Source organism: Streptomyces tagetis (genome assembly GCF_018069565.1).
GTDB classification, from domain to species: Bacteria; Actinomycetota; Actinomycetes; order Streptomycetales; family Streptomycetaceae; genus Streptomyces; species Streptomyces tagetis.
The window spans coordinates 306,436-324,865 of the sequence record NZ_JAGPNL010000002.1; the positions used below are offsets into that span (position 1 = coordinate 306,436).

Sequence of the window (18,430 nt, forward strand, 5' to 3'; positions counted from 1 at the left end):
CCCCCGTACGCCCCGGCCCGAGGCCGTACGCCCCGACCCGCCGCCCTCGCCTCCCCCGTACCGGCCCGCGCACCCCCGCCGCGCGGCGCCCCCGAACCACCGAGGAGCACCCCGTGATCGACGTGACGCAGCAGATCGATTCCGTGAACCGCCAGGTCGGCACGCGCGTCCTGGAGGACGGCCGCGCCCACGTGGTCGGCGTCAGCCGTGTCTACGACGTCCCCCTGGAGGACCTCTGGGACGCGTGCAGCAACCCCGAACGCATCCCGCTCTGGTTCCTCCCGGTCACCGGCGAACTCCGTACCGGCGGGCGCTACCAGTTGGAGGGCAACGCCGGCGGCACCGTCCTGCGCTGCGAACCGCCCGCCGGCTTCTCCGCGACCTGGGAGTACGGCGAGGAGCTGAGCTGGATCGAGGTGCGGCTGACCCGCGAGGACGGCGGCGCCCGCTTCGTGCTGGAGCACACCGCCCACATCGAGGACGAACGGTGGACGGAGTACGGCCCCGGCGCGGTCGGCGTCGGCTGGGACCTGATGCTCGTCGGCCTGACGGTCCACCTGTCCACCGGCGCCGCCGTCGACCCCCGGGAGGCCATGCTCTGGTCCGCCTCCGAAGAGGGCCGGCGCTTCGTCACCGCCGGCAGCGACGCCTGGTACCGGGCCAACGTGGCGAGCGGCGCCGACCCGGAGGCGGCCCGCGCGGCGGCCGACCGGACCACCGCCTTCTACACGGGCGCCGACGACCCCGGCGGTTCCGCCGGATAGGCGGGCCCGGTCCCCGGAGGGGAAGGACGCCTGGGCGGGCACCGGCCCGGCCCCGCGCCCGCACGGCGTTGTCAGTGGGGTGTGCCACAGTCTTCGCATGCTGGAGATCGTGGTGAGAACGGAGAACGACGAGCGGCGCGTCGGCATGTCCGCCGAGGAGCTGACGGGTCTGGTCGCGCGCATCGGCGGCGCCGACGACCGGTTCCTGGTGCTCCAGCGGCTGCCCGATCTGCCGGACGTCTTCGCCCAGGTCTGGCACGCCTCGGGCGGCGACTACACGCTGGAGCACCGGGACGGGGCCGTCGACCGGCACTTCCAGACCTCCGTCGAGGAGCCCGGCGCCGTGGCCGCGGCGCTCGTCGGCTGGTCGCGGGGCGAGGAGGACTGGGACGCCGGTCTCCCGTGGTCGCCGCTGGACCTGGGTCCCGTTCCGCAGGTGCCGCCGCTCGTCCTCGACGCGGAGGAACGAGCGGAGTTGGAGGGACACATACGCGAGGTGCTGGCCGGCGGGTACGCGGACCGGGACGAGCTGGCCGAACTCGCCGAGGAGTACCTCGTCACCGAGGACCGCCGGCCCGTCTCGCCCGAGCAGGCGCGTGCCCTGGCCGACCGGCTGTGGCTGGAGCGGGTCGCCGAACAGGCCGCGTGGCGCGGAGAGACCGACCCGGAACGGCTCACCCGTGCCTTCACGGAGCTGGAGCGGGCCGGCATCACCGCCCGCGAGGACTTCACCTGCTGCCGTGGTTGCGGCCAGGCCGAGATCGGCGACGCGGGCGAGCCGGACGCCCGTGGCTTCGTCTACTTCCACGCGCAGTGCACGGACGCCGCGGCGGCCGGCCACGGACTGACCCTCTACTACGGCGGGTTCGACGGGTCCCCCGACACCACCACCGCCATCGGCCACGAGGTCGTCGCCGCCCTCCGAGCAGCCGGTCTCCACCCCGACTGGGACGGGGACCCGGGCCACGGCATCCCGCTCACCGGCCTGGACTGGCGGCGCCGCCTGGTCGGTTGAGGAGCGGGTGAGGCACGCCCCGGTGGCCGGGGCGGTCCGGTGACATGACCGGGTGACGTTCGCCGGAACCGCTGCGCCGGGCGGACAGCCGGCCGGAGAATCGCCACGTCGGGATACCCCCGGGAGGTGAGGGGGTGCCACTGCGAGGCTGAGGAAGCGGTGCGATGTCACACGGGAGCGGAGGAGAGAGGAGCACACCGTCCGGCGGAGACCGGCCACCGGCACCGCCGCGGAAGTGGCTCGCGCGACGCCTGCTCGCCGCGCACCGCGGACGCGGCCTCACCGACTGGGCCATCCTGATCGGGATGTACTCGACGCTGATCCTGGGCGTCCTCGCGGTCCTCATGAACATGCGCGACTTCTCCGTGTCGGAGGAGGCGGACCGGCGGGCCAGGGAGACCGAAAGGATCGGCGAGGAGGACGGGCGGCCCCGGGCGGGAGTGGAGCCGGCCGGGGTGACCGCGGCCCTCCGGGGCGGCCTCCCCGGGACCTCGACGGACGGACGCGCCTCCCCCGTGCCGGAGGACGACCTCCGGGGCGTCCACGTCGAGGTGACGGTGCGGAACCTCGGGGACACCCCGGCCGTGCTGTCCCGGGCGACCCTGGCCTTCCGCCGGTCCGGTCACCTGGAGCCCTGCCACCGGCGGGAGGGCCGGCTCGTCCACCGGGCCGCGTACGGGTTCACCGTCCCGGACGACCGGCCGACGGCCGGGGACGGCCGGACCCACGAGACCCCGTTCAGTCTCTCCGCCGGGCTGACCCGGCGGATCTCGCCGAACACGTACGAGAAGGTCCGGCTCACCGTCGGCCCGGAGAGCGTCCCGGAAGGAGGCAGCCCCTGGTACGGGGTGTTCGACATCGCCCTGGAGCACGACGGCGGCAAGGAGCTGAGGATCGGCCCCGTGGCGGTGATCGACGCCGGTGGCAGCTCCGGCTTCCGCCCCGAGGGCAAGGGCTGGCACATCGAGCCCGAGGACATCGCGGGCTGCATCGCGCGCAACGCCGCCCTGGTCGCGGAGGTGATGCGCACACCGGGGCTCACGGCCTCCGCGGAGTTCGCCGCTCTGGACCGGGAGTTGAGGAGCCGGCACGCCGGATCTCCCGAGGACCACCGCTGACGTTCCGGGGCCGGCGTCCCCCGGTTACGCCCGCGCCCCGCTACGGACGTGACTCCGCTACGGCTGTGACTCCGTTACGGCCGCGCCCCGTGAGCCGCGCCCCGTGAGCCGCGCCCCCGTGAGCCGCGCCCCCGGACGGCCGACGGGCCGCCGGCTCCGCGGGGGAGCGGCGGCCCGTCGGGCGGTGGGTCAGCCCGCCGGCCGGAAGGTGCGCAGCCGCAGCGAGTTGGCGACGACGAACACCGAGGAGAAGGCCATCGCCGCGCCCGCGATCATCGGGTTGAGCAGGCCCGCCGCGGCGAGCGGCAGCGCGGCCACGTTGTAGGCGAAGGCCCAGAACAGGTTGGACCGGATGATGCCGAGGGTCCGGCGGGCCAGCCGGATCGCGTCCGGGACGGCCCGCAGGTCCCCGCGGACCAGGGTGAGGTCGCCCGCCTCCATCGCGGCGTCGGTGCCGGTGCCCATGGCCAGCCCCAGGTCGGCCTGGGCCAGCGCGGCGGCGTCGTTGACCCCGTCCCCGACCATCGCCACCGACCGGCCCTCGCCCTGGAGGCGCCGTACGACGTCGACCTTCTCCTCCGGCAGCACCTCGGCGATCACGTGCCCGGCGTCGATGCCGACCTCGCGGGCGACGGCGTCGGCCACGGCCCGGTTGTCGCCGGTCAGCAGGATCGGGGTGAGACCGAGGGCGCGCAGCCGGGCGATCGCCTCCGCGCTGCCGTCCTTCACCGCGTCGGCCACCTCCAGCACCGCCCGAGCCGCACCGTCCCAGGCGACGGCGATCGCGGTGCGCCCGGCCTCCTCCGCCCCGGCCAGGGCCCGGCCCAGCTCCGCCGGGAGGACGATGCCCCCGTCCCGGCCGTCGGCCGTTTGGGCGGAGAGCAGCCGCTCCCGGCCGACGAGGACGGTGTGCCCGTCGACGACGCCGCGCACCCCGAGCCCGGGGACGTTGGCGAAGTCGGCGGGTGCCGGCAGCTCGCCCAGCTTCTCCAGCGCCCGGTCGGCGACCGCGCGGGCGATCGGGTGCTCGGAGGAGTGCTCCAGCGCTCCCGCCAGCCGCAGCACCTCGTCCTCGGCGACCCCGTCGGCGGTGTGCACGGCGAGCAGGGTCATACGGCCGGTGGTGACGGTGCCGGTCTTGTCGAGGACGACGGTGTCGGCCCGGCGGGTGGACTCCAGGACCTCCGGGCCCTTGATGAGGATGCCGAGCTGGGCGCCGCGCCCGGTGCCGGCCATCAGCGCGGTCGGCGTGGCGAGCCCGAGGGCGCAGGGGCAGGCGATGATCAGGACGGCCACGGCGGCCGTGAACGCGGCGGCCACCCCGGCCCCCGTGACGAGCCAGTAGCCGAGGGTCGCCAGGGAGAGGACGATGACGGCCGGGACGAAGACCCCGGAGACCCGGTCGGCGAGCCGCTGCGCGGCGGCCTTGCCGTTCTGCGCGTCCTCGACCAGCTTCGCCATCCGGGCGAGCTGCGTGTCCGCGCCGACCCGGGTCGCCTCGACGACCAGCCGGCCGCCGGCGTTGAGGGTCGCGCCCGTCACGCTGTCGCCGACGCCGACCTCCACCGGCACGGACTCGCCGGTGAGCATGGAGACGTCCACCGCGGAGGCCCCCTCGACGACCGTGCCGTCGGTGGCGATCTTCTCGCCGGGGCGGACGAGGAAGCGGTCGCCGGGGGCGAGGTCGGCGGTGGGGACGGTCCGCCGCTCGCCGTCGGGGAGCAGCAGTGTCACGTCCCTGGCGCCCAGCTCCATCAGGGCCTTCAGCGCGGCACCCGCGGTCCGCTTGGACCGGGCCTCGATGTAGCGGCCGGCGAGGACGAACGCGGTGATGCCCGCCGCGGCCTCCAGGTAGATGTTCCCGGAGCCGTCGCCGCGCGCGATCGTCAGGTCGAAGGGGTGGGTCATGCCGGGCATGCCCGCCGTGCCGAAGAACAGCGCCCACAGCGACCACAGGAACGCCGCCGAGGTGCCGAGCGAGACCAGCGTGTCCATGGTGGCCGCGCCGTGCCGGGCGTTGGTGTAGGCGGCCTTGTGGAAGGGCCAGGCGGCGTACGTCACCACGGGCGCGGCCAGCGTCAGGGACAGCCACTGCCAGTGGGTGAACTGGAGCGCCGGCACCATCGCCATGAGGACGACCGGGGTGGCCAGCAGCGTCGCCGTGACCAGGCGTTGCCGGAGCGGACGCAGTTCGTCGGGGTGAGCGGTGTCCCGCGCCGTGTCGTCCGCGGGCCCGGTGCGGACCGGCTCGGGCTCGCGCGCGGTGTAGCCGGTCGCCTCGACGGTGGCGATCAGGTCCGGTACGGAGACGTCGCCGGGGTGGCTGATCCACGCCTTCTCGGTGGCGTAGTTGACGGTGGCGGTGACGCCGTCCATGCGGTTGAGCTTCTTCTCGACGCGCGCGGCGCAGGAGGCGCAGGTCATACCGCCGATGGCGAGTTCCGTCCCGGCCGGTGCGTCGGTCGTCCTGGTGGTCATGGGCACTCCCGCGATAGATACCGGGTGGGGGTATGTACCTGTCCTGTATACCCCTATGGGGTATCTGATGCAAACAGTCCGGTGATACCCGGGCGGGGTAAAAGGGAGGGCGGTGCGGGGGTCGGATCGGCGGGAGTCGTCGTACGTCCGCCGCCGGGGGCGGCCGGAAGGGAAGCCCGTGCGGCCCGCCGGGGCCGGGCGGTGCTGAGAGCGGCGCGCAGCCGCCGGGGTCAGGCGATGAGGACCCCGACCCCCGCCTCCTCGAAGCGCCGGACCGTCTCCGGGTCCGCCGCCTGGTCCGTGACCAGCGTGTCCACTACCTCCGCCGCGCAGATCCGGGCGAACGCCCGCCGGCCGAGCTTGCTGGAGTCCGCGGCCACCACCACGCGCTCCGCGCGTTCGCACAGCAGACGGTTGATCGCGGCCTCCGCCTCGTCGTGGGCGGCGGCGCCGTGGGTCACGTCGAAGGCCACCACCCCGAGCACCGCCACGTCCACCGTGATCTGGCCCAGCACCCCGTCGGCGAGCGGACCGATCAGCTCGTACGACTGTGCCCGCGCCACCCCGCCGGTCACCACGATCTTGAACTGGGGGCGCACGGCCAGCTCGTTGGCGATGTTCAGCGCGTTGGTGACGACCGTGAGCGCCGGCGTGCCCGAGGCCAGGTCGGCGCGCTCGGCCAGCGCCCGCGCCACCTCGGTCGTGGTCGTGCCGCCCGTCAGCCCCACCGCCTCGCCGGGCGCCACCAGGCCCGCGACCGCCCGCGCGACCCGCTGCTTCTCCGAGGCGTGCCGCGCCACCTTGTACCGCAGCGGCAGTTCGTACGACACGCCGTGGACGACCGCCCCGCCGCGCGTGCGCACGAGCATCTGCTGCTCGGAGAGCCGGTCGAAGTCGCGGCGGATCGTCGCCGCCGACACCTCCAGCTCCGTCGCCGCCTCCTCGACGTCCAGCCGGCCGCGCTCCACGAGCAGCTCCAGCAGCGACTTCCAGCGGGCGTCGCGCGACATGGCGCCTCCGTTCCTCGATCTCCGCCGACCCTAACCCACCCGCCGATTTCCGCCCGGATGATTGAAGGTGCTCGAAACGGGGGAGTATCGTGCAAGAGCAATCACATCAGGGGAGGGGTGCCGGCATGACCCATGTCGAGAGCGAGTTGCGCGACCAGCCCGAGTGCTGGACCCGCGCGGCCCGGGAAGCGGACCGGTACGCGGCGGCCCTGCCGGCCACGGGCGAGCGGGTGGCCATCGTCGGCTGCGGCACCTCGTACCACATGGCGCTCGCGGCGGCGGCCCTGCGCGAGGACGCCGGACGGGGCGAGACCGACGCCTTCCCCGCCTCCGAGTTCCCCCGCGCCCGCGCCTACGACCGGGTCGTCGCCCTCACCCGTTCCGGTACCACCACCGAAGTCCTCGACCTGCTCGGCGAGTTGAGGGGCCGCACCCGCACCGTCGCCCTCACCGCCGCCCCCGGCACCCCCGTCACGGCCGTGGCCGACCACGTCGTCCCGCTCGGCTACGCGGACGAACGCTCCGTCGTCCAGACCCGGTTCGCCACCACCGCCCTGACCCTGCTCCGCGCCCACCTCGGCCTGCACACCGACGCCGTCGTCGCTGACGCCCGCACCGCGCTCGCCACCGACCTGCCCGAAGGACTCGCCGCCCGCACCCAGTTCACCTTCCTCGGCCGCGGCTGGACGGTCGGCCTCGCCCACGAGGCCGCACTCAAGATGCGCGAGGCGGCACTGTCCTGGACCGAGGCGTATCCGGCGATGGAGTACCGGCACGGTCCCATCAGCGTCTCCACCGACACCACGGCGACCTGGATGTTCGGCGAGGCCCCCGACGGACTCGCCGACCAGGTCCGCGCCACCGGCGCCGCCTGGGTGCCCGGCACCCTCGACCCCCTCGCCGAACTGGTCCGCGCCCAGCGGCTCGCCGTCGCCGTGGCCGCCGCCCGCGGCCTCGACCCCGACCGGCCCCGCCACCTCACCCGCTCGGTGATCCTCGCCCCCTGACGCCCGCGAAGGAGAGAGGCCGTGCCCCTCGTCACCACCGGTGAGCTGACCGCGCGGGCCGCCGCGGCCCGCTCCGCCGTCGCCGCCTTCAACGTCGTCACCCTGGAACACGTCGAGGCGGTCGTCACCGGCGCCGAGGCCGCCCGCTCACCCGTCGTCCTCCAGATCAGCGAGAACGCCGTCCGCTACCGCCACGGCCGCCTGCTGCCGCTGGCCCGCGCGGCCGTCGCCGCCGCCGAGGCCGCCGCCGTCCCCGTCGCCCTCCACCTCGACCACGTCCGCAGCGACACCCTGCTGCACCAGGCCCCCGAGGCCGGATTCGGCTCCGTGATGTACGACGCCTCCCGCCTGCCCTATGCGCAGAACGTGGCGGCCACCCGCGCCGCCGCCGACTGGGCCCACGCCCACGGCCTGTGGATCGAGGCCGAACTCGGCGAGGTCGGCGGCAAGGACGGCGAACCGCCGCTCGGCGCCCACGCGCCCGGCGCCCGCACCGACCCCGCCGAGGCCCGCGCCTTCGTCGCCGCGTCCGGGGTGGACGCCCTCGCCGTCGCCGTCGGCAGCGTCCACGCCATGACCACCCGCACCGCCGCCCTCGACCACGCCCTGCTCAGGGAAGTCTTCGGCACCGTCGCCGTGCCGCTGGTCCTGCACGGCTCCTCCGGGCTGCCCGACGACCAGCTCTCCGCGGCGGTCGCGGGAGGCATCGCCAAGGTCAACGTGGGCACCGCGCTCAACGTCGCCATGACCGGCGCCATACGCGAGTTCCTCGCCGCGCACCCCGAGGCCGTCGACTCCCGCCACTACCTCACGGTGGGCCGCGAGGCCATGACCCGCACGGTCACGGACCTCATCGGCGTCATCGCCCGCCCGGCCCCTTGACCGCCCTCAGCACCACGAACTTCGGATCGCTCGCCACCACCCGGCTGTTGCCGAACACCCGCCGCAGCTTCACGTGGTAGCCGAGGTGCCGGTTGCCGACCACCCACAGCTCGCCGCCGGGCCGCAGCACCCGCCACGCCCCGGTGAACATCCGCCACGCCGTGGCGTCGGTCGTCGCCTGGTGGGAGTGGAAGGGCGGATTGTTCAGCACCAGGTCCGCACTGCCGTCCGGCGCCCCGGACAGCCCGTCGCCCACCCGGAACTCCGCCCGTCCCGGAGCCCCGTTCGCCGTGTACGTCGCCTCAGCCGAGGCCACCGCCTGGAACGACTCGTCGGTGAACAGCACCTCGGTGTCCGGGCCGGCCAGCGCCACGGCGGTGCCGACCACCCCGTTGCCGCAGCCCAGGTCCACCACCCGCCGGCCCCCCGCACGCGGCAGGTGCCCCAGGAAGAACCGGGTGCCGATGTCGAGCCGGTCGGCGCAGAAGACGCCCGCGTGGTTGACGACCTCCCGGCCGGACAGCGCGCCGAGCCCCTCGGGCAGCCGGTAGGTCAGCGGCCACGGGCCGGCGGGCCGCTCCAGCGAGGGGTCGGGCGTGCACAGGACGAGCCGCGCCTTCTTCTCGGCGAGCGAGGTCCGGGTCGGCCCGACGATCCGCTCGAAGAGCCGCAGCGTCGAGGTGTGGATCTCCTTGACCATGCCGGTGCCCACCACGACCGACTCCGCGTGCAGCGACGGCGCCAGCCGCAGCAACTGGTCCTCCAGCAGCGCCAGGCTCTTGGGGGTCCGCACCAGGAGCACGTCGATCCGCTCCGGCGGCGGGTCCTGCGTGGTCAGCAGCCGGGACGGCACGGGCAGGGCGCCGTCGCGCACGAGGTTGGCCCGGGTCGCCTCCCGGGCCAGGAAGGAATCGGTGATCTGCACCGGCTCGTACGCCGACAGCGCCGTCGTCAGCGCGCCCCAGCGGTCCCCGAGCACCACGACCGTGCCGGACAGCGGGACGTCCAGGCCGGCGAGGTGCCGCAGCAGGTACTCGTCGGAGGCGTCGAAGGCGCGCAGCCGCTCGCGCGGGTCCTCGGGGAAACGGGTCAGCCGGTGCTCGCCCCAGGGGGAGATCAGGACGTCGGTACGGTCGTTCATCGTGCGACCAGGCTATCCGAGCGGCGGGACGCCCCCGCCGGGCACGGAGGCAGGATGGAGGGATGGACGGCGAACTGTTCCCGAGGGCCCCCGCCCGCATCGCGCCCGGCGCCGTGCACCACCCCGACTGGCTGGACGCCGAGGCACAGCGCGCGCTGCTCGACGCCTGCCGGGAATGGGCCCGCCCGCCCGCGGGCCTGCGCACCGTCCGTATCCCCGGCGGCGGCACCATGTCCGCCCGGCAGGTCTGCCTCGGCCGCCACTGGTACCCGTACGGCTACGCCCCGACCGCCGTCGACGGCGACGGCGCCCCGGTCAAGCCCTTCCCCGACCGCCTCGGCGACCTGGCCCGCCGCGCGGTCGCGGACACCCTCGGCGCCCACGAGGTCCCCGAGGCGCCCTACGACATCGCCCTGGTCAACTTCTACGGGCCCGGTGCCCGGATGGGCATGCACCGCGACGCCGACGAACACGCCGACGCCCCCGTGGTCTCCGTCAGCCTCGGGGACACCTGCGTCTTCCGCTTCGGCAACCCCGGCACGCGCACCCGCCCGTACACCGACGTGACACTGCGCTCCGGGGACCTCTTCGTCTTCGGCGGACCGTCCCGGTACGCGTACCACGGGGTGCCGCGCGTGTACGAGGGCACGGCGCCCGCCGGTTCGGGACTCACCGGCCGGCTGAACATCACCCTGCGCGTCAGTGGACTGTAGGCGGCCGGTGGACGGGACCGGGGCACGGATCATGGGAGACTCCCCCTCATGAGCGGCAAGGCGGACCCCCGGACGGCGGGGGAAGGGACCACCTCGAGAACGCGGTTGGACCGGGGGCGCGCGGCCCTCGGACCCGCGTTGGAGCTCGTGCACACCGACCGCGCCCCCACCCGCGCCGTCCTCACCGCCGAACTCGGCGTCACCCGCGCCACGGCCGGCGCGGTCGCCGCCGAACTGGAGGCGCTCGGCCTGATCCGGGTCGACGCCCGGCCCGGGGCCGCCGCCGGTTCACAGGGCCGCCCCTCGCACCGGCTCGCCGTCGCCGAGGACGGGCCCGTCGCCCTCGCCGCCCAGGTCCACGCCGACGGGTTCCGCGCCGCGCTGGTCGGACTCGGCGGCCGGATCGTCGCCACCGCCCCGGGCTGCGAGGTCGTCGACCCCGATCCGGCCAAAGTGCTCGGCTCCGTCGTCGAGGCGGGCGTCGGCCTGCTGCGGGAGACCGGCCGGCGCTGCGTCGGAGCGGGCCTCGCCGTGCCGTCCGCCGTCGCGGAACCGGAGGGCCTGGCCCTGAACCCCCTGCACCTGGCGTGGCCGGCCGGTGCCCCGGTGCGGCGCATCTTCGCCGAGCAGGTGCGGGCCGCCGGCCTCGACGGACCGGCGTTCGCGGCGAACGACATCAACCTGGCCGCCCTCGCCGAACACCGGCACGGCGCCGGGCGTGGCGCCCGCGACCTGCTCTGCGTCGCCACCGGGCACCGGGGCGTCGGCGGCGCCCTCGTCCTCGACGGCCGCCTGCACACGGGCAGTTCCGGTCTCGCCCTGGAGGTCGGCCACCTCGCGGCCAACCCCGAGGGCCGCCCCTGCCACTGCGGCGGCCGGGGCTGCCTGGACGTGGAGACCGACCCGCTGGCCTTCCTCACCGAGGCCGGCCGCGCGCCCGGCCCGGAGATGTCCCTGCTCCGCCAGGCCGACGACCTGATCCGCGGCCACTACGACGACCCGGCGGTCCGCGCCGCCGCCGAGACCCTCATCGACCGCCTGGGCCTCGGCCTCGCCGGACTGGTCAACATCCTCAACCCGGACCGGATCATCCTCGGCGGCCTGCACCGCACCCTCCTGGACGCCGACCCCGAGCGGCTGCGCGCGGTCGTCGCGGGCCGCAGCCTGTGGGGACGGAGCGGCGGCGTGCCGATCCTGCCCTGCGTCCTGGACCACAACAGCCTCGTCGGCGCCGCCGAACTGGCCTGGCAGCCGGTCCTCGACGACCCCCTGGGCGCGCTCGCCTGACCCGCCTCGGGCTCCCCGTACTCCCCGCGCGGTAGGCGGACTGCCGCCGGACGGACGACGCCCCGGGGCGCCGAACGCGGGAGGCTCGGAAGCGAGAAGGACACACGGAGAACGCTTCCGAGGAGCTGAACGGCATGCAGACCCTGGCGAACTTCGGCCATGGCGGGCCCGGCCCGTGGATACTGCTCGTCCCGCTGGTGTGGGCGCTGGTCATCGGGGGCGTCCTCACGGTGCTGCGGCGTACCCCTCGGCGGGGGCGCCCCGGACCCGGAGGTCCCGTCGAGGACCGCTCGCCCCTCGCCGTCCTCGGCCGGCGCTTCGCCGCCGGAGAGATCGACGAGGAGGAGTACTGGCGCCGGCTGTCCGTACTGGAGGAGCACTTCGGCCGCGGCGGCAGGGGCGGCGCGGCCTGACCGCGGCCCGCACCCGCACCACCGTGCCGGATCACCGCACCCGGACCACCGCCCGGCGCGCGCCCGCTCGGGGCGGCCCGCACCCACAGCGGCCGGGCCCCGGCGTGACACACCCGGCGTGCTCGCCCGGGGCGACCCGCAGCGCCGTCCCGAGGCATCCGACCGGATCACCCGGGGCGGTCCGCGTGGGGCAGTCCGCGTGGGGCAGTCCGCGTGGGGCAGTCCGCGTGGGGCGGTCCGCGCGGGGCCGTGGCCGGCCCGGCGGGGGAGGAGGCCACCGTCCGGTCAGCCGGCGACGGCCGACCGGACCGGAGCGGGCGGTGACGCGCCCAGGCCGACGGAGGGCTCCGCCTCCGTGAAGGCGGCGACGGACACCTCCTCGACCAGCCGCCGCGCCGGCCGCACCGAGACCGGCGACACGGGGGCGGCCGTCGGCAGGGAGAACCAGACGACCTTCCCGGACTCGCCCTCGGGCCGCGCTCCCCAGCTCTCGCTCAGCGCCGCCACCATGGCCAGCCCGCGCCCGCAGGTCGCCAGCGGCCCGGCGTCGTCCACGACGGGCAGCCGCGGGTCCCGGTCACGCACCGAGACCGTGAGCCGGTCCAGGAGCAGTTCCATCTCCACGGTGCAGGTCTTGTCCTGCCGGGCATGGAGATGGACGTTGGTGAGCAATTCCGTCACGCCGAGCGCCGCCCGGTCGATCAGGGAATCCATATGCCAGTAGCGCAAGTGCGCCGAGACGATTCTGCGGACCTGGCCGATCCGCGACGGCAGGGCTTGCAGCTCCACCGTGCACTGTCTGTTCGAGTGACTGATCACGGCTGCGACTCCCCGACATAGAGGTCCGGAAGAACACGGGGGTGGGGTGGCAGCAGGGTGTACGCGACACGCCGCCGCCTGCTGTCGTGGCCGGCGGGCTGGTTCGCAGCGTTATCGCCGGTAAACCCAGAGTGACGTGTGAACAGCGTGACGCACGGGGTGGGACACCGCAAGTCACGGCCGGCTCAGCGCCGGCGCCCGGCCGCCCGGCGTACCGCCTCGATGAAACGGTGTGCCGCGGGCGGTCCCGGCTCGCCCGGCGCAGGGTCCCGCTCACCGAGGGTCAGCAGGTACCGCGTGCCGTCCAGGTCGGCCAACGCGCGGTCCTCCGGCGCGAACCAGGGCCGCGAGGCGCGCACCCGCTGCACCGGGGCGCTGGCGATCTCGCTGCCGGCGCTGGTGAGCAACTCGACCCTGCCGCCGCTGATCCGGACCTGCCCGGCCCGCGTCAGCGACCGCAGGCGCTTGCCGATCCGTACCCCCGTGGCCGTGAACTCCGGCTCCGCCATGCCGCCGCCCCCTCGCGCGTGTCCGCCCGCCGGACCCCCCGCCCCGTGGCGGCGCGGCCCGGCACCGGCCCGTGCCGTGCTCCGGACGAGCCCCGGCGGAACCCCCGGTCCCGCCGGATGAAGTCTGCCCGCACCCGGCCCCCCGGCACCAGTGCGACCGGTCCCTTTCCTGGGGCCGCCCGGAGCATTCCCGCGAATGCGCCCCCCACGAACCACGCACCGCGCCCCAGGGGCGCCTTTGAGCCGCTCAAAGGTGTGTTTATGCAGGTGAGAAGCGTGTCGAAGGCGCCTATGCTCGGTGTGCCGGCCGTGCGACGCGCCGTCGGCGCGCAGCGTAAGGAGCCCTGCCGTGACCAGCTTCCAGCAGACCAGCCCGGGTGTCACCCTGGACGTCGACCGCAGCGACGCCGCCTGCCGGGCCTGGCTGAAAGAGGCCGTGCGCAAAGTGCAGGCCGACGCCAACCGCTCGGCCGACACGCACCTGCTCCGCTTCCCGCTGCCCGAGTCCTGGGGCGTCGACCTGTACCTGAAGGACGAGTCCACCCACCCCACCGGAAGCCTCAAACACCGGCTCGCCCGCTCCCTCTTCCTCTACGGGCTGTGCAATGGCTGGATTCGTCCCGACCGTCCCGTGATCGAGGCGTCCAGCGGCTCGACGGCCGTCTCCGAGGCGTACTTCGCGCAGTTGATCGGCGTGCCCTTCATCGCGGTCATGCCCCGCACGACCAGCGCCGAGAAGATCCGCCTGATCGAATTCCACGGCGGCCGGTGCCACTTCGTGGACGACTCGCGCCGGATGTACGAGGAGTCGGCCCGCCTCGCGGCGGAGACCGGTGGCCACTACATGGACCAGTTCACCTACGCGGAGCGGGCCACCGACTGGCGCGGCAACAACAACATCGCCGAGTCCATCTTCCGGCAGATGCGCCTGGAGCGGTTCCCCGAACCGGCGTGGATCGTCGCCACCGCCGGTACCGGAGGCACCTCGGCGACCCTCGCCCGGTACGTGCGCTACCTGCAGTACGACACGCGCATCTGTGTGGCCGACCCGGACAACTCCTGCTTCTTCGAGGGCTGGACGACCGGCGACCCCGACGTCACCTGCGACGCCGCCTCCCGGATCGAGGGCATCGGCCGGCCCCGGATGGAACCGAGCTTCGTGCCCCACGCCATCGACCGCATGATGAAGGTGCCCGACGCCGCCGCCGTCGCCGCCGTCCGCGCCCTGGAGGGTGCCATCGGCCGCAAGGCGGGCGGCTCGACGGGCACGGGACTGTGGAGCACCCTCAAGATCGTCGCGGAGATGGTGGCCGAGGGCCGCCGGGGAAGTGTCGTCTCGCTGCTGTGCGACCCGGGGGACCGGTACCTCGACAAGTACTACTCGGACGCCTGGCTCACCGAACAGGGACTGGACATCCGCCCCCACACGCGGACGATCGAGTCCCTCCTGCGCACCGGCCACTGGCCGGAGTGACCCGGGCGCGAGGAGCGGCCCGGGGGCGCGCGGTCCCGACACGCGCGGACGTACGACAGTCGTGCACCCGGTCGGGGCGACACGCCGCGCGCGCCCGCCGCCCGACCGGGCGACACGCCGCGCCCGCCGCCCCCCGGGGGGCCGGCCGCGCCCCGTGCCGTCAGTCCCCGGGCTCCGGCTCGCCCGCCACGATCAGCCGCAGGTGCTCCGAGATCTCCGCCCGCGCGTCCCCCGGCAGCTCGCGGTCGGTCACCAGCGTGTCGACCTGCTCCAGCGCGGCGAACGAACTCAGCCCCACCACACCCCACTTGGTGTGGTCCGCGACCACCACGACCCGCCGCGCCGACTGGACCAGCCGCCGGTTCGTCTCGGCCTCCGCGAGGTTCGGCGTGGACAGTCCCGCCTCCACCGATATGCCGTGCACACCGAGGAACAGCAGGTCGAAGTGGAGCGTCGCGATCGCCTGGTCGGCGATCGGCCCCACCAGCGAGTCGGACGGCGTCCGCACCCCGCCGGTCAGCACCACCGTCGCCGCGCCCTGCCGGGCACCGGAGCCGCGCTGCGCCACGTGGAACACGTCCGCCACCCGCACCGAGTTGGTCACCACGGTCAGGTCCGGCACGTCCAGCAGCCGGTGCGCCAGCGCGTACGTCGTCGTCCCGCCGGACAGGGCGATCGCGGCGCCCGGCGCCACCATCTCCGCCGCCGCCCGCGCGATGTCCTCCTTGGCGGTCGGCTCCAGACCCGACTTGGCCTCGAACCCCGGCTCGTGCGTGCTCGCCTCCAGCACCGGGACCGCGCCGCCGTGCACCTTCTCCAGCACGCCCTGCCGGGCCAGCGCGTCCAGGTCGCGGCGGACCGTCATGTCCGACACGCCGAGTTTGCGGGTCAGCTCGTTGACCCGGACCCCGCCCCGGCGCCGTACCTCGTCGAGGATCAGGGCACGCCGCTGTTCCGCGAGAAGGTTCGGATTCTCACTCACGTACGCTCCGGTCCTTTCGTCGCAAACCGCCCGACACGCCCGACACGCCCGGCGTACCCGCTCCGACGAGGACTTCTCCCCTCAGGTGCGCGGATACCCCATCCTCGCACGGGCCGCCACAGGACGCGCCACCGGTCACCGGGCGGGCACGGGCCGTACCGGGCGCCACGCCGCCGTTCCGTCACCCGGATCGGGGAGATTCGGTGGGGACGGGTGTGCACCACCCGTTCAGGGGAGATCCTGGTGGCCGCACGGGCAGAGCCGACGGAGCGTCAGCGGGGGAGTGCGGACAGTGGAAGAAGCGCGGCGGCCGGCCGGGACCGGCGCACCGGAGGACCCGGCCGCCACCGGACCGCCGGCGGACACCGCCCTGGAACTCCTGGTGCACGGCGTCGGCGGCACGACACCCGACGAGATGCTCGACGGCTCGCGGACGGTACGCGTCACCGGCGACGACGTCGCGGCCGTCTTCCGGCGGGCCGAGGACGCCGACGCGGAGGAGCGGCCCGAGGAGTACCGGGGCCGGCCCGTCCCCGAGGCGTACGTCTGGTGCAACCTCACCTCCGGCGACGGCACCCGCGCCCTGTGGCTGCTGCTCCTGCCCTTCATGGTGGTCAACCTCGCCCACTGGATGCGGCCCGGCGCCCGCCGCCGGCCCCGCGCGGTCCGGCTGTACGGACTGCTCGTACGGCTCGCGGGACTGACCCTGACGGTGCTGCTCGTCGCCGCGGCCTGCGAGGTCGCGGTCGACCTCGCCGCCTGGCAGTGCGCGGGCACCCCCGCCTGCGCCGAGCGGCACACCTGGCTCGGCTTCCTCTCGCCCACCGTCTCGGACGGCGGCTGGTGGAGCCCGCCCGGCCGCCGGCTCGCCCTCGCCGCACTGGTCCCCGCCGCCCTGACCGGCCTCCTGTGGTACCTGTCCCTGCGCACCTGGCGGGCGTACGAGTCCCAGCGGCCGATGGACCGCGAATCCGCCTCCACCCCCGACGAGGACGACGACGGCCACACCGCGCTCGGCCGGCCCGGCTTCTGGTACGGGCGCCGCCTGGTGGCCCGGCTGCGCGCCGCGCACACCACCGCCGGACTGCTCACCGTCGCCGCCGCGGCCGGCCTTCCCGCGGCCCGCTTCGACCGGCTGCCCGGCGGGCCCCCGGCCCTGGAGCCGCTGGGCCGGCTCCTGGAGGCGGCCCTCGTCGCCGGGGCCCTCGCCGCGGTCGGCGTGGTCTGCCGCCGGGGCCGCAGCGAGAACCGCCTCGACCGCGAACTCGACGAACACCTGGTGCGCCGGCTGCCGCTCGCCGCCCTCGCCGTCCTCGGCCTCGCCCTGGTGTACGCGGGCTGGTCCCGCCCGGGATGGACCTCGTCCGGCCGGCTCCCCGGCGACGCGGTCTTCGGCGCCCTCGCCCTCGTCCAGGGCCTGATCGTGATCGCCCTCGGCGTCGTCGCCCACCTGCTGTACCGCTCCCTGCCCGACCCGCGCGCCGCCATCCGGGGCCTGGGCGGACCGGCCGTCGCCATGCTCGCCTGCGCCCTGGGGGGCGTGATGACCGGCGGCGTCGCCCAGCGGGTCGCCGACTGGCTGGACGGCACCGGCACCTTCCTCCACGGCCCGCCCACCGTGCTGACCTGGCAGGCGTCGGTCATCCCGCCCCTGCTCGTCGTCGTGGCGCTGCTCTGCGCCCTGCTCGCCCGGCACACCTGGCGCCTCGCCCGCGCCGAACGCACGACCGTGGAACGCGACCACGCCGGGGAGCGCGGCGACGCGGCCCGCACCCGGCGCATCGCCACCGCCCGCGCCATGGCCACCCTCACCGACTGTGCGCCCCTCGTCGTGGCCGTCACCTCCGTGGCGACCCTGCTGCTGGGCGCCGGAGCCCTGGTGGGCGCCTTCACCACCGACCGGGTCCCGGCCGACGCCGCGAGCGGTACCCCGGCCCTCGTGCACGGCGCCGCGCAGACCGCCCAGGCGCTGGGCTCCTGGCTCATCGGCCTCGGCTTCCTGCTCTTCGTCACCTGGGGCCGCCGGGCCTACAAGGACGCCTCCGCCCGGCGCACCATCGGCATCCTGTGGGACGTCGGCACCTTCTGGCCGCGCGCCGCCCACCCGTTCGCGCCCCCCTGCTACGCGGAGCGCGCGGTGCCCGACCTGACGTGGCGGATGGCGACCTGGACCCGCGCCACCGGAGGGCGACTGGTCCTCTCCGGCCACTCCCAGGGCAGCGTCCTCGCCGCCGCGGCGGCCTGGCAGCTCACGCCCGCCGCCCGCCGCCGGGTCGCCCTGCTCACCTACGGCTCCCCGCTGGAGCGGCTCTACGGACGCTGGTTCCCGGCCCACTTCGGGCCGCACGCCCTCGGCTCCCTGCACCGGGAGATCGACCGCTGGCGCAACCTGTACCGGCGCACCGACCCCATCGGCGGCCCCGTCCGGCTCCCCGGCGACCACGGCCCCGGGGTGGACCGGGCGCCGCTCAAGGACCCGCTCACCTACGGGCGCACCGAACTGCACCCGCTGCCCGCGCCGATCCTGGGCCACTCCGACTACCAGGCCGACCCGGCCTTCGCCGAGGAACGGCGGTGGCTGTTCGCCCGGCTGAGCCCCGGCGTCCCGTCCCCGCGACACACCGGCCGTCCCCGGCCCGCCCCCGACGGCCGGCCCGACACGCCGTACGAAACGACCGACACGCCGGCCACGCCGTACGACCCGCCCGGCACGCGGCGGAACGCGCCCGACACGCCGCGGGACGCGCCCGGCGTGCCCCTCCGGAAGCCCGAGGGCGCCTGACGACGGCCCCCGGGCGGGTCACGGCGGAGGACGCCC

16 protein-coding genes are annotated in these 18,430 nt (G+C 75.3%); 10 read left to right on the forward strand and 6 right to left on the reverse strand.

The genetic code is table 11. The annotated features are described in order from the left end of the window. The first annotated feature begins 113 nt into the window (after window positions 1-113). The 3 genes from J5Y05_RS09680 (at window position 114) to J5Y05_RS09690 (ending at window position 2,897) form a co-directional block, all read left to right on the forward strand. On the forward strand, window positions 114-764 hold the full coding sequence (locus tag J5Y05_RS09680) for an SRPBCC family protein (RefSeq protein ID WP_210870358.1): 651 nt from the start codon (window positions 114-116) through the stop codon (window positions 762-764). A gap of 97 nt (window positions 765-861) precedes the next feature. Beyond that, window positions 862-1,779 (forward strand): DUF6891 domain-containing protein, encoded by a 918-nt coding sequence (locus J5Y05_RS09685; protein ID WP_210870360.1) that lies wholly within the window; start codon window positions 862-864, stop codon window positions 1,777-1,779. A 305-nt stretch (window positions 1,780-2,084) separates the two neighbouring features. Beyond that, window positions 2,085-2,897 (forward strand): hypothetical protein, encoded by an 813-nt coding sequence (locus tag J5Y05_RS09690; RefSeq protein WP_210870362.1) that lies wholly within the window; start codon window positions 2,085-2,087, stop codon window positions 2,895-2,897. Window positions 2,898-3,086: 189 nt separating this feature from the next. On the opposite strand, the gene J5Y05_RS09695 is transcribed toward J5Y05_RS09690, so the two are convergent. Continuing rightward, window positions 3,087-5,375, reverse strand: a complete 2,289-nt coding sequence (locus J5Y05_RS09695; RefSeq protein ID WP_210870364.1) for a heavy metal translocating P-type ATPase — start codon at window positions 5,373-5,375, stop codon at window positions 3,087-3,089. Window positions 5,376-5,605: 230 nt separating this feature from the next. Continuing rightward, the gene (locus J5Y05_RS09700; protein WP_210870366.1) at window positions 5,606-6,385 is read right to left on the reverse strand and encodes a DeoR/GlpR family DNA-binding transcription regulator; all 780 of its coding nucleotides are present in this window, start codon (window positions 6,383-6,385) and stop codon (window positions 5,606-5,608) included. Between the two features lie 125 nt (window positions 6,386-6,510). Between J5Y05_RS09700 and J5Y05_RS09705 the strand changes: the two genes are divergently transcribed. Together J5Y05_RS09705 and J5Y05_RS09710 are read left to right on the forward strand one after the other, a co-directional pair. Beyond that, a complete protein-coding gene (locus J5Y05_RS09705; RefSeq protein ID WP_210870368.1) occupies window positions 6,511-7,392 on the forward strand; it encodes an SIS domain-containing protein in 882 nt (293 codons plus the stop codon). Window positions 7,393-7,413: 21 nt separating this feature from the next. Further along, window positions 7,414-8,274: a class II fructose-bisphosphate aldolase gene (locus J5Y05_RS09710; protein ID WP_210870370.1), complete on the forward strand. Its 861-nt coding sequence runs from the start codon at window positions 7,414-7,416 to the stop codon at window positions 8,272-8,274. Here J5Y05_RS09710 and J5Y05_RS09715 read toward each other — a convergent pair. Then, window positions 8,252-9,415, reverse strand: a complete 1,164-nt coding sequence (locus tag J5Y05_RS09715) for a methyltransferase (protein WP_210870372.1) — start codon at window positions 9,413-9,415, stop codon at window positions 8,252-8,254. The two genes, J5Y05_RS09710 and J5Y05_RS09715, sit on opposite strands and share 23 nt — an antisense overlap. Before the next feature lie 62 nt (window positions 9,416-9,477). Here J5Y05_RS09715 and J5Y05_RS09720 point away from each other — a divergent pair, with 62 nt between their 5' ends. The 3 genes from J5Y05_RS09720 to J5Y05_RS09730 all read left to right on the forward strand — a co-directional run bounded on the left by J5Y05_RS09720 (window position 9,478) and on the right by J5Y05_RS09730 (window position 11,828). Next, window positions 9,478-10,128, forward strand: a complete 651-nt coding sequence (locus J5Y05_RS09720; RefSeq protein WP_210870373.1) for an alpha-ketoglutarate-dependent dioxygenase AlkB family protein — start codon at window positions 9,478-9,480, stop codon at window positions 10,126-10,128. Window positions 10,129-10,176: 48 nt separating this feature from the next. Next, the gene (locus J5Y05_RS09725) at window positions 10,177-11,415 is read left to right on the forward strand and encodes an ROK family protein (protein ID WP_210870375.1); all 1,239 of its coding nucleotides are present in this window, start codon (window positions 10,177-10,179) and stop codon (window positions 11,413-11,415) included. A gap of 134 nt (window positions 11,416-11,549) precedes the next feature. Then, entirely contained in the window at window positions 11,550-11,828 is a 279-nt protein-coding gene (locus tag J5Y05_RS09730) for an SHOCT domain-containing protein (protein WP_210870377.1), read from the forward strand. A gap of 285 nt (window positions 11,829-12,113) precedes the next feature. Here the strand turns inward: J5Y05_RS09730 and J5Y05_RS09735 are convergent, their stop codons facing one another. Both J5Y05_RS09735 and J5Y05_RS09740 read right to left on the reverse strand, forming a co-directional pair. Next, on the reverse strand, window positions 12,114-12,647 hold the full coding sequence (locus J5Y05_RS09735; RefSeq protein ID WP_210870380.1) for an ATP-binding protein: 534 nt from the start codon (window positions 12,645-12,647) through the stop codon (window positions 12,114-12,116). A gap of 185 nt (window positions 12,648-12,832) precedes the next feature. Next, entirely contained in the window at window positions 12,833-13,156 is a 324-nt protein-coding gene (locus J5Y05_RS09740) for a hypothetical protein (protein WP_210870383.1), read from the reverse strand. Between the two features lie 349 nt (window positions 13,157-13,505). Here J5Y05_RS09740 and cds1 point away from each other — a divergent pair, with 349 nt between their 5' ends. Continuing rightward, complete coding sequence (gene cds1 / locus J5Y05_RS09745; protein WP_210870385.1) at window positions 13,506-14,630, forward strand: L-cysteine desulfhydrase Cds1; 1,125 nt, start codon at window positions 13,506-13,508, stop codon at window positions 14,628-14,630. A gap of 160 nt (window positions 14,631-14,790) precedes the next feature. On the opposite strand, the gene J5Y05_RS09750 is transcribed toward cds1, so the two are convergent. Then, window positions 14,791-15,612, reverse strand: a complete 822-nt coding sequence (locus tag J5Y05_RS09750) for a DeoR/GlpR family DNA-binding transcription regulator (RefSeq protein WP_210870387.1) — start codon at window positions 15,610-15,612, stop codon at window positions 14,791-14,793. Between the two features lie 292 nt (window positions 15,613-15,904). On the opposite strand from J5Y05_RS09750, the gene J5Y05_RS09755 reads away from it, so the two are divergent. Next, entirely contained in the window at window positions 15,905-18,394 is a 2,490-nt protein-coding gene (locus J5Y05_RS09755; protein ID WP_307853809.1) for a hypothetical protein, read from the forward strand. Window positions 18,395-18,430 lie beyond the last annotated feature (36 nt).

Excerpts from the sequence above, each read along its gene's own strand:
- J5Y05_RS09685 (WP_210870360.1), top strand. The coding sequence starts at position 862 with ATGCTGGAGATCGTGGTGAGAACGGAGAACGACGAGCGGCGCGTCGGC.
- J5Y05_RS09690 (WP_210870362.1), top strand. The coding sequence starts at position 2,085 with ATGTACTCGACGCTGATCCTGGGCGTCCTCGCGGTCCTCATGAACATG.
- J5Y05_RS09695 (WP_210870364.1), bottom strand. The coding sequence starts at position 5,375 with ATGACCACCAGGACGACCGACGCACCGGCCGGGACGGAACTCGCCATC.
- J5Y05_RS09700 (WP_210870366.1), bottom strand. The coding sequence starts at position 6,385 with ATGTCGCGCGACGCCCGCTGGAAGTCGCTGCTGGAGCTGCTCGTGGAG.
- J5Y05_RS09705 (WP_210870368.1), top strand. The coding sequence starts at position 6,511 with ATGACCCATGTCGAGAGCGAGTTGCGCGACCAGCCCGAGTGCTGGACC.
- J5Y05_RS09715 (WP_210870372.1), bottom strand. The coding sequence starts at position 9,415 with ATGAACGACCGTACCGACGTCCTGATCTCCCCCTGGGGCGAGCACCGG.
- J5Y05_RS09720 (WP_210870373.1), top strand. The coding sequence starts at position 9,478 with ATGGACGGCGAACTGTTCCCGAGGGCCCCCGCCCGCATCGCGCCCGGC.
- J5Y05_RS09725 (WP_210870375.1), top strand. The coding sequence starts at position 10,177 with ATGAGCGGCAAGGCGGACCCCCGGACGGCGGGGGAAGGGACCACCTCG.
- J5Y05_RS09730 (WP_210870377.1), top strand. The coding sequence starts at position 11,550 with ATGCAGACCCTGGCGAACTTCGGCCATGGCGGGCCCGGCCCGTGGATA.
- J5Y05_RS09740 (WP_210870383.1), bottom strand. The coding sequence starts at position 13,156 with ATGGCGGAGCCGGAGTTCACGGCCACGGGGGTACGGATCGGCAAGCGC.